This window comes from Thioalkalivibrio denitrificans (assembly GCF_002000365.1).
Taxonomy (GTDB): Bacteria; Pseudomonadota; Gammaproteobacteria; order Ectothiorhodospirales; family Ectothiorhodospiraceae; genus Thioalkalivibrio_A; species Thioalkalivibrio_A denitrificans.
Genome location: NZ_MVBK01000061.1, coordinates 1 through 11,074, shown reverse-complemented (window position 1 = coordinate 11,074; position 11,074 = coordinate 1). Strand labels below are relative to the sequence as shown.

The 11,074-nt window shown below is 63.3% G+C and carries 12 protein-coding genes; 7 read left to right on the top strand and 5 right to left on the bottom strand.

Annotated features, from left to right (window positions below):
• Positions 1-333 precede the first annotated feature (333 nt).
• Genes B1C78_RS10970 through B1C78_RS10960 form a run of 3 tightly spaced genes read left to right on the top strand, consistent with a single transcriptional unit; the run spans position 334 to position 2,890 of the window.
• Positions 334-1,647, top strand: a complete 1,314-nt coding sequence (locus B1C78_RS10970) for a sulfite exporter TauE/SafE family protein (RefSeq protein ID WP_077279214.1) — start codon at positions 334-336, stop codon at positions 1,645-1,647.
• Positions 1,648-1,656: 9 nt separating this feature from the next.
• Entirely contained in the window at positions 1,657-2,385 is a 729-nt protein-coding gene (locus B1C78_RS10965) for a hypothetical protein (protein ID WP_077279213.1), read from the top strand.
• A 40-nt stretch (positions 2,386-2,425) separates the two neighbouring features.
• On the top strand, positions 2,426-2,890 hold the full coding sequence (locus tag B1C78_RS10960) for a universal stress protein (RefSeq protein WP_077279212.1): 465 nt from the start codon (positions 2,426-2,428) through the stop codon (positions 2,888-2,890).
• Between the two features lie 83 nt (positions 2,891-2,973).
• On the opposite strand, the gene B1C78_RS10955 is transcribed toward B1C78_RS10960, so the two are convergent.
• Together B1C78_RS10955 and B1C78_RS10950 are read right to left on the bottom strand one after the other, a co-directional pair.
• On the bottom strand, positions 2,974-3,291 hold the full coding sequence (locus B1C78_RS10955; RefSeq protein ID WP_077279211.1) for a hypothetical protein: 318 nt from the start codon (positions 3,289-3,291) through the stop codon (positions 2,974-2,976).
• A gap of 35 nt (positions 3,292-3,326) precedes the next feature.
• On the bottom strand, positions 3,327-3,791 hold the full coding sequence (locus tag B1C78_RS10950; RefSeq protein WP_077279210.1) for a hypothetical protein: 465 nt from the start codon (positions 3,789-3,791) through the stop codon (positions 3,327-3,329).
• A gap of 239 nt (positions 3,792-4,030) precedes the next feature.
• Here B1C78_RS10950 and B1C78_RS17425 point away from each other — a divergent pair, with 239 nt between their 5' ends.
• Both B1C78_RS17425 and B1C78_RS10945 read left to right on the top strand, forming a co-directional pair.
• Complete coding sequence (locus B1C78_RS17425; RefSeq protein ID WP_342745163.1) at positions 4,031-4,288, top strand: glutamine amidotransferase-related protein; 258 nt, start codon at positions 4,031-4,033, stop codon at positions 4,286-4,288.
• A gap of 202 nt (positions 4,289-4,490) precedes the next feature.
• Positions 4,491-5,900 (top strand): FGGY family carbohydrate kinase, encoded by a 1,410-nt coding sequence (locus tag B1C78_RS10945; RefSeq protein ID WP_077279209.1) that lies wholly within the window; start codon positions 4,491-4,493, stop codon positions 5,898-5,900.
• On the opposite strand, the gene B1C78_RS10940 is transcribed toward B1C78_RS10945, so the two are convergent.
• Entirely contained in the window at positions 5,890-6,195 is a 306-nt protein-coding gene (locus B1C78_RS10940) for a DUF190 domain-containing protein (protein WP_077279208.1), read from the bottom strand. The genes B1C78_RS10945 and B1C78_RS10940 overlap by 11 nt on opposite strands.
• A gap of 148 nt (positions 6,196-6,343) precedes the next feature.
• Here B1C78_RS10940 and B1C78_RS10935 point away from each other — a divergent pair, with 148 nt between their 5' ends.
• Positions 6,344-8,263: an HD domain-containing phosphohydrolase gene (locus B1C78_RS10935; protein ID WP_077279207.1), complete on the top strand. Its 1,920-nt coding sequence runs from the start codon at positions 6,344-6,346 to the stop codon at positions 8,261-8,263.
• Positions 8,264-8,289: 26 nt separating this feature from the next.
• Here B1C78_RS10935 and B1C78_RS10930 read toward each other — a convergent pair whose 3' ends face one another.
• The gene (locus B1C78_RS10930; protein WP_077279206.1) at positions 8,290-9,348 is read right to left on the bottom strand and encodes a CHAD domain-containing protein; all 1,059 of its coding nucleotides are present in this window, start codon (positions 9,346-9,348) and stop codon (positions 8,290-8,292) included.
• Between the two features lie 175 nt (positions 9,349-9,523).
• On the opposite strand from B1C78_RS10930, the gene B1C78_RS17420 reads away from it, so the two are divergent.
• A complete protein-coding gene (locus B1C78_RS17420; protein WP_139349898.1) occupies positions 9,524-10,213 on the top strand; it encodes a hypothetical protein in 690 nt (229 codons plus the stop codon).
• Between the two features lie 60 nt (positions 10,214-10,273).
• On the opposite strand, the gene nfi is transcribed toward B1C78_RS17420, so the two are convergent.
• Positions 10,274-11,008: a deoxyribonuclease V gene (gene nfi, locus B1C78_RS10920; RefSeq protein ID WP_077279204.1), complete on the bottom strand. Its 735-nt coding sequence runs from the start codon at positions 11,006-11,008 to the stop codon at positions 10,274-10,276.
• Positions 11,009-11,074 lie beyond the last annotated feature (66 nt).

Genomic DNA, 11,074 nt, shown 5'->3' with positions numbered 1-11,074 from the left:
TGGTGAAATATGCGGGCTAAGTTGACAGAACTCGCACAACCTTGTCCGCCGCCCTGTCAATGACGCGCGTCAACTCACAGCCATGCCGGTGTTGCGTAAAGTGTCTCCTCACCCTTGAATGAGGCAGCGACACTCGATGGCGGTAGCCCGCAAGCCCGTCCTTGACTTGGGGCTGCGATGACAATAGAACTTGAGGCCTGCCCTGACATCGAATGCCGATGTTGGGCATCGCTTGCAAGGTTTCGCCACTGAACGACCCGTGGCTCGCAGTGTGAGCGCGTCAGCGCGACACGTGCCCGACCGGACGAGAACAAGTAAAACGGGGGAGTCCAGATGAAGCATGAGCCAGCGCCCTCAGGCCGGCAGGTCAGCGGCTGCAGGGTCCTTTACGAAGCCATGATGGAGGGCAGCCGCTGGTATGCGGACTGGTCCATCAACAACAGTCGGGTGATCCTGCGTCGCCGCTGGCTCCTGATCCTTCTGACCCTCCCGATACTCGTGTTTGCCGGCCTGGAGATGGCCAACGCCCAGGACCTTCCGCAGATCATCGGCGGCAAGGCGGCCTACGCGCCTTCCTTCGCTACCATGCAGATGTTCGTGGTGTCCCTCCTCATCGGCATGGTCGCAGGGCTGATCACGGGCTGCATCGGTGCGGGCGGCGGATTCATTCTCACGCCGGCACTCATGAGCGTGGGCGTGCGGGGCATCATGGCCGTCGGCACGGACATGTTCCACATCTTTGCCAAGGCGATCATGGGCGCCACACTGCACAGCAAGATGGGCAATGTGAACATCCCCCTTGCCCTGATCTTCCTGGTGGGTTCCCTGGCGGGAGCAACGGCGGGAGGGCTGCTCCAGCGCACCCTTTATGAGGCCAATCCCGCATTGAGCGACGCCTTTATCAGCCTCGTCTATGTATTCATTCTCGGCTTCATCGGCTTCTTTACGATGAACGACTTTCTCAAGTCCCGCCGTGAGCGCGCCGACGCATCCGCCCACGCAAAGGCCGAGATCACCCGGATCGCGCAGCGCATGCAGGCCATGCGCCTGCCCCCCTATGTGCGCTTCGATTTCGACGTCACGCCGGGCGGGCGCCAGCTGTCCATCTGGCCCATCATTCTCTCGGGGCTGGTGGTGGGCAAGATTGCGGCCATCATGGGCGTGGGCGGCGGGTTCGTGGTGTTTCCCACCTTCGTGTACCTGCTCGGCGTATCCACGTTCACCACGGTCGGGACCGACATCTTTCAGATCATCTTCACGGCGGGCTACACGGCCATCACGCAATACGCGGTGTATGGCTTCGTGTTCTACACCCTTGCCATGGGGCTGCTGCTAGGCTCGCTGATCGGCATCCAGATCGGCGCGATCACCACCAAGGTGGTGCCGGGGATCTATATCCGCGGATTCTTCGCGGTGACAGTCATCGGCGGGTTCCTCAATCGCCTGTTCGCCCTGCCGGCGGCTCTCAACGGCGCCGGTTACACGGAGTTCTCGTCAACCACCGTCATGATCTCGGACTGGCTGAGCTTTTATACGTTCTTCAGCATCGTCGGTGTATTCGCGATCTGGGTGATTTACTCGTTCATTCGCGGCATCCCGAAGATTCGCTCCGGGGAGCTGGACGCGCAACAAGACAGCGTTCATTGAGGGGTCAGCATGGATATCACCGAACAACGGCCGATCATCATGAACCCCAGGCAGTTCTGGCGAGGCGCGGTCGGACTCGCCTTCTTCACGCTGCTGCTCATTCCCCTGTTCGCCCCCGTGTTCGACGGGCGCAGCGGGATGGAGGCAGCGGACGACCTGTTCAACGAGTTGTCCAAGGGGTCGGCGGATTACATTGACGAAACCCAGGCCATAGCGGAACAGTTCCGCGGCACGATCATCGCCACGACGGTGCGGCTGGACGAAGCGGACCGCGCCCCGGTCCGTCATGTGCTCGAACATGCAGGTATCCCGTTCGAGCCGCAGCCCCTTGGCGTTGCCATCGAGGCCGATCTGGGCCAGATCCTGGAGGCGGCACTGGTAGACGCCAGGGATCTGTTCTATCTTCGTGACGACGAGGTGGAGGCCCGCCACGACGGCAAGCCCGCCCGGAACGTCCTTTACCGGTGGCATCGCTTTCTGCTGAGGCTCGACGACGCCCTGACCGCCGAGGGCCGCCACAGCGATGCCCGCGGGGTGGCGCGCGTGAACAACCGCGCCGTGGAGCCATCCTATAATTTTGCAGGTATAGAGCCGATCCATCTGACGGACCGGCTCGGCATCACCGTGTTCCTGCTGGTGTTCTACGTGGTCTATACAGTCTGGTACGGGGTCTCCATTCTCTTTGTGTTCGAGGGCCTCGGTATCACCGCAACGAAGGGCCTCAAGCAGGAGAAATGATGGCCCGCAATGGCGAACAGGTACGCCGGAGGACGCAGCCATGATCAAGAGGATACTGCTGGCAACGGACGGCTCGGATACTTCACGCCACGCCGCCGATTTCTGTCTGGACCTGAAACGGCAGCTGGTGGACGCACAGGTCGGCGTACTTGCGGTGGAACCGACCATCGAAGGCTCGCACGGCCTGTCCCCCAGCACGCTGTCCATCCCGGACCCCGAAAGGTATCAGGCAGAGCTCAAGGCAATGACCGAGCAATGGCAGCAGGACATCATGGACATGTTCAGGGACGCGGGCTTTTCCGTCGACGCGGAAACCGGCCAGGGCGATGCCGCCGAGGAAATCGCCCGGGTCGCCAGGGAACAGAATTACGATCTGATCATCATGGGTTCACATGGGCGCAGCGGGTTCCGTGCGCTGTTTGTCGGAAGCGTGGCGACCAAAGTCCTGCAAACCGCCCACTGCCCGGTGACGGTGGTGAAGGCCCCTCAAGAGCAGGAAGAATGATGCCTCAAGAATTCTCGGTGCGGATGGCAGATCAACATCCCCGGCGAAGCCAGCGTGATGCGCCTTGCCGCTTCGAGCTGCCTTCATAGCCGACCGGCATTCTCGAATCGACTCCTGTATCCCCAGCGTACTGCGTCGCTGCACATCAGGTAGACGCCGTCGTCATTCCGGGCCCTTCGGGCGATACCCCTGAGCTGTCGCCGCACGTAATCCTTGTCCGGGATACCCATTGGCCTGGGCAAGGTGTCTATGAGCCTGGAACAGGTGCGAACCCTGCTGACGACTTCCACGAATACATCGAGCACCCTCTCGTTCATCTCCCATCCGGCAACTACACTCGCGCCAAACCAGCCCTCAAGTATTACGCGAAGGTCATCCTTCTCCATCTCGGAAAGGTCCATTTTTCCTCCCTCAGTTCTCTGTAATCGGCTGGAACTCAGTTCCACGTACCGAGGCTGGAAAGAATCTCCTCAAACTCCTTGGTGGAAATCCCCTCGGCACTTATCTCCAGTTGGGCATGGGGCACTGTGTCGCTCGTGACGAAGGCTCGCTCCCGGAGACCCCTTGTTGGATCCTCCGTGAACATCAGGCGGTGTATCTCCACAGGACCTGTGGAGTAGCGTAGAACCCTGGTTTCGCCATGAAGCAATGCGTCCCTCATCTCCTGTGCCACGTCTCCGAGGGGAATGTCGACAGGGGTCGAAGGATCGAAAACCATGCGCACGAACTCTGCAAGACTCGTGTCCTTCCCTTCGAACCAGCCCGATAGATCATTCTCGAATGTAGAAACCAAAGTGACAGACCGGGCATCTGGATAGATGAAAATCAGGGCGGCACCTCCGTCGATGACACGTTCAACGTTGCCTGGAAGCGCGAGTCGGAACCCGACCGCCGTGTCCACGACGACTGCACCTGCGGCTAACCCAGCGGGGGATGGCGAAACAGCCCGGGAAGCACCATCCGGACTTGCCAAGGCATTTGAAGCTGATCCGTCCGCCAACGCCGCGAAGGCGAAGAACAAGAACAGTAAGCGAGAGAGAGAAGGTCTGGTCATGAAGCCATCCTTGGATCTTATTGGCGGCATGAGAGCGGCCCGGATATCCAATTCCCGTCGCGCGGCTCTTGGGGTTGCATGCCTGAGTGTCGATCCATGCGCGACGCCGTTGCAGATTAGGTCCGGGTCCTGGCCTTGTCAACCGTGGCCCTTTCGAGCTCTGGTGTATCGTGCTGGGCGGCCCCATGGGCGTTCATGAAGACAAGCGCTTCGTGCATAACATCATCGAGCGGGGCACACCCGTGCTCGGCCTCTGCCTCGGGGCCCGATTGATCGCCGACGTCCTGGGCACCCGGGTCGAACCGAACCGGTTCAGGCAAAGCGAGGACCGCAGCTTCGTCTGAAGATCGCGCCGGAGTCTGCCCGTGAGATCGTCCATCGCTTTGGGGCAAGCTTCGGCCGCGGTGCCACATCCAATCCGAGGCTGAAGTTCTTGGTGTTCCGCCCGCCGAATACGACGCGGTCAACGCACGAGGGGTGAGGTCCTTTCGTTCCTGTGCAGAAGGGAACGATAGGGGCCAGTCCGGATTGGCGCATACTTGTATCATGGACTGCATACTCGCCATCGATCAGGGCAGCCACGCCAGCCGCGCCCTGTTGTTTGATACACACGGCACCGTCATCGCGCGCCACGAGGCGGGCGTGGAGCAGTACGAGCCTCACCCCGGGTGGGTGGAACTCTCGCCGGAACAGGTGCTGGAGTCGGTGCGCACCGTCATCGCAAAGGTGCTCCCGCAGGCCGCCGGACAGGTCCGCTGCGCGGGGCTGGCGGTGCAGCGTTCCACGCTGGTGGCATGGCATCGCCACAGCGGCGAGGCCCTGGCACCGGCATTGAGCTGGCAGGACACCCGCAGCCGCGAACTGCTGCAGGCGTACGCGTCCCACGAACGTGCGATCCACGAGATCAGCGGTCTGCCGCTTTCGCCCCATTACCTGGCCGGCAAAATGCGCTGGCTGATGGCGCACAACCAGCGTGTGTCCCAGGCCCTGGCCGAGGGGACACTGGTGATGGGACCATTGGCCGCCTACCTCGCCCGGCATCTCCTGGAAGGCCAACCCCTGATCGTCGATCACAGCAACGCCGCCCGCAGTCTGTTGTTCGATCTTGCGCAGGCGCAATGGAGCCCTGCGCTGACCGGACTCTTCGGTATCGATCCGAGAGTGCTGCCCGCCTGCGTACCCACGCTGGAGCACCACGGCCTGCTGGAAGGCACGGACATCCCGCTCACCTGCCTGTGCGGCGACCAGAACGCGGCCATCCACGCCGGCGGCGAGCCGCTGCAGGATGAGGCCCTGATCAATCTGGGGACCGGCGCCTTCGTGCTGTGCGGTGTCGGTCGGCAGCCGCCTGCGCCGGATCACCTTCTGGGCGGCATTGCCTGGAGCACGAACAAGGAGCGGCGCTACCTTCTGGAGGGCACGGTCAACGGCGTCGGCAGCGCCATCCACTGGCTGCAGCGGCAGACGGAAACCGACATCCTGGCCGGACTGCCGGAGTGGCTGGATGCGGTGCGGGACCCGCCGCTGTTCCTTAACAGCATCGGCGGCCTGGGCTCGCCCTACTGGCGGCAGGACATCGGGGCACGCTTTGTCCCCGACACCGATTCCGTGGCCCGGCGCGCCGTGGCGGTCATCGAGAGCATCGCCTTTCTGGTGCAGCGCAACCTCGCGGAAATGCAGCCGGGGCGTCTCGGCGCCCTGCGGGTCTCCGGCGGCCTGTCGCAGCTCGACGGCCTGTGCCAACGCATCGCCGATCTCAGCGGTCTGCCGGTGCGCCGCCACGAGGACCCAGAGGCCACAGCACGCGGCCTCGCCTGGCTGGCCGCCGGACGCCCCAACCGTTGGCGGCACGAACCGCCCGAGCGGATCTTCAACCCGTCAGCGGAACGTGACCTGAAACAGCGTTACGAGGGCTTCCTGCAACTGTTGGAGAAGGAGACAGGGGCTACTGATTGACCTGCGCCGTCCAGGTCAGCAGGTGGCCGGGCTTGATCTCGGCCTCCAGGTGTCGGAGCACGGCCTCGATCCGGGGCGGCGTATCGAAAAACTCCACCACGACCGGCAGGCGATGATCACCGTGGGCCGCCCCGTCGCCGCGAATGGCACCATCCTCCCCAAAGCCGGATACACCGCGAAACACGGTGAGCCCGCGCAGCTTTTCCCAATCGCGCAAGCGCCGCATCAGGTTATTGAGTTGCACCTCACCCTCGGCAAGGTAAAGCCGCACCACCGTGACTTCCGTCCGCTTCATGCTTCGCCCCCCAACGGCCTAGTGTCCTGAGTCAGAGATTCAGGACACTCGATCTGCAATGAAAAGGTCAAGATAGCACCTGCGCGGCAGACATGCCCCGGGTTGTGCCCACAGCACGTGCAACCGGCAAGCCCCGCCGTGCGTATATATGACGAAGGATCTGTCCGGAGGCACTCCCGTGGGCCGCGAGTTCCCGCACAGCATACGATTCCAGCTTGCGCTGCTGCTTGCCCTGCTGTTCGCCGTCTTCGCAGGCGCCTCGTTCTATGCACTGGACTCGGCGCACAAGCGACAGCAGGAGCAGGCACTGGTCGCCGACACGGCCAATCTGCAGCTTGCGGTCAGCCTCATGCGTCAGCAGGCGTTCAACTATCTGTCCACCCCGGCGCGTGATTACCCCACCTATTATCGCGACGTAAAGCTCTACTACCAGGACCTGCTGGCCCACACGTCCACCCTTGACGACCACCTGGGCGACGACGGCGCCGCATCCGCCAATCCGCACGCACCGCTGATCGTCCACCATCGAAGCGGCGCCGAGGCGGCCCGAAGCTGGTCCCGGTTTCGCGACGGTCTGTCGGGTGCACTGGGAGAAGACCCCGAGAAACCCCGCCTGGAATGGGCTGCCGAGTACATCATCGAGCACGGCGACGGGCTCGAATCGGCCATGCGCGCACTGCACCGGGGCATCGAGGAAGTCGCCATGAATGGCATGGCGGCCCACGAACGCATGATCCGCATCTCCGCCCTCACCGCGCTGCTGATCATGGCGGTCGCAGTATGGTGGCTGCATTCCCGGATCCTGCGCCCGCTCAAGGATACTTCCGAAGGGTTCAGCGACGTCGCCCAAGGGAACTTCGGGCACCGGCTGCCGGTGCCCGGGCGCAACGAGATCGGCCTGATGGCCGAATCCTTCAACAGCCTGTCCGCCCGCCTGCAGGCCCTGTTCGTGCTCATCGACCGGATGCAGCAGGCCGACGACCCGGAGCGTATGCTGACCGCCATCTGGCCCGAGCTGAGGGCCCTGGTGCCCCTGGACTGGGCGGGACTGGTGCTGGCACGTCCCGACGGCGAATCCGTGAGCCTCGAACATGCCGCGCTGGACGGGCGGGCGATGCGCCCGGCCGTGCGGCGGTTCCCCTTAAGGGAGACCCGACTTGCCGTCGTTTTCCGGGAGGAGCGTCCTCTGCGCATACCGGACCTGGCCCAGGTGGCGACACCTGACAGGTTGGAAGGCATGGAAGCCATGCTGCTTGCACAGGAACTGCGCTCGTCCCTGATGCTGCCGATCCGGGGGGAGCACGGCAACGCTGGCGCGCTGGTGCTGGCCTGTCGGCGCAGCAACGCCTACCAGCTTGCGCACCTGTCACTGATGACAAACCTGGCCGGTCTGATCAGCAGCGCGCTGCACAAGACCGTAATCATGGAGAATCTCGTCATCAGCGCCGTGGAGGGGCTGGCCAAGCTCGCGGAACAGCGCGACCCGGAGACCGGCGACCACCTCACGCGCATGCGCTTGTACGCCGGCATCATTGCCGAACGGCTGGCCGACGAACCGGATCTGCGGGAGACGATCACCAGCCGGTTCATCCGGGACATCCTTCGCTTCGCCCCCATGCACGACATCGGCAAGGTGGGTATCCCGGATCACATACTGCTCAAGAAGGGGTCACTGACCGACGACGAGCGGGCATTGATGAACCGTCATACGCTGATCGGCGGGGAAGTCCTGCGGGAATGCGAGAAACAGCTGCGACAGGTGGGATTCCGGGTCTTCGACACCGCCATCGAGATCGCTGAGAGTCATCACGAACGTTTCGACGGACAGGGCTATCCGCGAGGCCTGCGTGGTGACGAGATTCCCCTCTCGGCACGCATCGTGACCGTGGCCGATGTTTTCGACGCGCTCACCTCCCGGCGCCCCTACAAACCCGCCTGGTCCGTGGACGAGGCCGTGGCGTGGCTGCGCGAGCACGCGGAAACCCACTTCGACCCGCGCGTCGTCCGCGCGCTGCAGGACTCCCTTCCGAGGATCCTGCCCGTCTACCGGCGCCTCGGGCACGCGTAGCCCGAGTCATCATGTGGCTTGGCCGCTCAGGACCCGGCGGACGACCCTTCCTCACCGTCCTTGTCTTCGGCCTCGGGCGCGGGCACCGCGAGCCGGCGCAGTTCCGCCGCAGCCTCCTCCAGGCGGTCCAGGAACCGGCCGAGATCCCCCTGCCCCAAATACCCCAGCAGGCGGTTGATCAGGTCCTGCTCACGCTCCTGAAGATCCCGGGCCAGGCTCAGCAGGCCGGGGCGCTCGTCATTGCGGCGGGCGGCCTCGACCTGGGGGTCGTCGTGGGGCAGGCGCAGGCTGAGATCGATGAGGCGCCGCAGGCGCTCGGCACCCGCCTCCTCGGCAGCCTGGGACAGTTCCGCGCCGAGCACCTGAGTATCGTGAATCTCGCCCATGATGTCCTGAAGCACCTTCAGTTCCTTGACCAGCGCCTTGCCCTTGTCCAGTTCCGGAGCCAACGGTTCCAGGAGGTAGCGCAGGCGTTTGGTCGTGATGCGCGCCTGGTGGATTTCCTCCTCGTCTGCCTGACCGTGCACCTGTTCCAGATGACCGCGCAGCGTCTCGCCTGTCTCCAGCAACAGCTCCGCGGCCACCTCGCCGAGTGGCGGCGAAGTGTCGTCGTAATCCAGCGCCAGCCGGGCGGCAAGGCGATCCTGAAGGCGCCGGAAACGCCCGGGCAGGTTCGCCCGGATATCCTCGTATTCCTCGTCCAGTCGCGCCTCCAGGCGGCCGATGATCCAAAGGTAACCAGGCAACTCGTGGGGCCGTGCCTGACCGCGCTGGTCGTTCAGCCAGGCCAGCTGAACCTCCGCATCCCGGGCCACGCCGGTACCGGAGGCAAGGTCCTTGACCCGGCGGCGCAACTTCTTGGGGAGGCAGTCGCGGATGTAGGGCTTGTAGGCCCGGGCAATGCTGCGAAAACGGCGCAAGGCCACCCGGAAATCGTGCAGGGCCTCCTGGTCTTCCGGATCAGCAAGCCGCACACATGCACTTCCCGCCTTGTCGAGATAGCCGGCGGCAATGCGACGCACGGCACGGCTGACAGGCAGGATCACAAGCTCACTACTCGTGCTGGGCTCACGGGGTGTGCACATTGATCGTTCACACTAAACGCCGACCATGACAGGATGATGACACGCCCGCCATTTGCCGGGTCACACACAGAGCTCGTGCGCAGCCACGTTCTCGATCACGACTGACGGCGCGAGCGCTTGACCTCAACGCAAGAACGCCAGTATCGTCGCCTTGCCACTGTTCGCGAGGGACCTCATGAAGGTGAGAGCCACTCGCTATCCCCTGAAGATCGGCATGGAGGCTTCAATGTCAAGGACGCCGAACAGACTTGCACACACCCTCGGTTTCTCTCTTGCACTCACCTTGCTTTTGCTGGGTCCGCCGCGTTCCGCCCTCGCCGGGAGCACATGCAGTCCTGTTGCGACACCCGCTTCGTTCAGTGAAACCGGACACGGTCTGCGCGATGCATTGGAAGCTCGGGTCAACCCGCGGCTAAGCATCAGACTTCCGGAGAACCCCAAAACGATCATCCACAATAATTTGGTGATGATCGTTGAATATCCAACAAATGGGCGGATCGTTTTTCACGAGGTCACCCGTGCAGACCTTCCCGAACTGCCGCACAGCACAACCCTGGTTGACTTCCTGCGCTGGGCTTTCAATACGCACCCCCAGGAAGTTCCGTCACACCCTGCAGGAGAATTTGCCAAGGCGTATGCACAGACGTTTTGCTTCGGAAGCCTCAGGAAATATGCCATGGACGAGCTCACAATATACGCGGGAAAGCCAAAGGACGGTGGGCACGCCGCCTTTGTTGTAAGCGCAAGCGACCAGCACGGATTCATGCACCTCAGCACATTCAATCTGAGCGATGAGACATTCCTCGCAATCATAGAATCCATACAGTCTACGCCGCATGTACACGCGCTGCGGTACTCGGACTGAGACATCGATTCGAGCTGGCCGCGCATTGAAGGGCGAATGATGTCCCACGCAGGCAGCCGCTTAGGGTGAGGAACAAACGCCGCCATGCAATACCTGATCCCGGCCAGTGCTCTGCGAAGCCAGCCGATCCGCGCGTCGGATGGGTTCCGGCAACCGATAGCGGGGCGCCGCCTTCAGCACCAGTTCCACAGCGGTCTCCAGTGACAGGCAATGGCCGACGGACACGTACACGGGTTTCACGCGCGTGCGTGTGCGCAGCACCGCGCCGATCACCTCCTCTTTGTCGTACAGCGCCCGCCACGCACCCCGCTCCTCGGGCACGGCTTCGTGGGTACCGATGAGCCGCGTCTTGCCGACACCGATGGCGGGCAGGTCGGTGAGCACGCCCAGGTGCGCTGCAATTCCGAAGCGGCGTGGATGGGCGATGCCCTGCCCGTCGCAGAACAGCAGATCGGGCAACGCCGACAACCCCTCCAGCGCTTCCAGCACGGCGGGCAGTTCACGAAAGGACAGCAGACCGGGCACATAGGGAAAACGCGTCGGGCTGCGCGCCACAACATCCTCCAGCGGCGCGAGCTCCGGCCATGAAAGCACCGACACCACCGCCCGGGTGATGCGCCCCCCTTCCTCGAAGCCCACGTCCACACCCGCTACCCGCCGGATCTCGCCCAACCGATCTTCGCGCACCACGCGAGGCGCGAGGCGCATCTGCAAGGCACGGGCCTCGGCGGGTGAAAGATCCCACGGGTGCACGTGCCGGAGCTTCAAATCCGCGCCTGAACCGGGATTGTCCATGTCGAATCAGTCCGCAAAGGAAGGCATGTCAATTCAAGAGTCATCGGTAGGTTGGGGTGAGTGTCG

What these genes read in the sequence shown, in the direction of transcription:
- B1C78_RS10940 (WP_077279208.1), bottom strand. Translation starts at nt 6,195, where the DNA reads ATGAAGCGGACGGAAGTCACGGTGGTGCGGCTTTACCTTGCCGAGGGT.
- B1C78_RS10965 (WP_077279213.1), top strand. Translation starts at nt 1,657, where the DNA reads ATGGATATCACCGAACAACGGCCGATCATCATGAACCCCAGGCAGTTC.
- B1C78_RS10955 (WP_077279211.1), bottom strand. Translation starts at nt 3,291, where the DNA reads ATGGACCTTTCCGAGATGGAGAAGGATGACCTTCGCGTAATACTTGAG.
- B1C78_RS10930 (WP_077279206.1), bottom strand. Translation starts at nt 9,348, where the DNA reads ATGTGCACACCCCGTGAGCCCAGCACGAGTAGTGAGCTTGTGATCCTG.
- B1C78_RS10945 (WP_077279209.1), top strand. Translation starts at nt 4,491, where the DNA reads ATGGACTGCATACTCGCCATCGATCAGGGCAGCCACGCCAGCCGCGCC.
- B1C78_RS10935 (WP_077279207.1), top strand. Translation starts at nt 6,344, where the DNA reads ATGACGAAGGATCTGTCCGGAGGCACTCCCGTGGGCCGCGAGTTCCCG.
- B1C78_RS10960 (WP_077279212.1), top strand. Translation starts at nt 2,426, where the DNA reads ATGATCAAGAGGATACTGCTGGCAACGGACGGCTCGGATACTTCACGC.
- B1C78_RS10970 (WP_077279214.1), top strand. Translation starts at nt 334, where the DNA reads ATGAAGCATGAGCCAGCGCCCTCAGGCCGGCAGGTCAGCGGCTGCAGG.
- nfi (WP_077279204.1), bottom strand. Translation starts at nt 11,008, where the DNA reads ATGGACAATCCCGGTTCAGGCGCGGATTTGAAGCTCCGGCACGTGCAC.
- B1C78_RS17420 (WP_139349898.1), top strand. Translation starts at nt 9,524, where the DNA reads ATGAAGGTGAGAGCCACTCGCTATCCCCTGAAGATCGGCATGGAGGCT.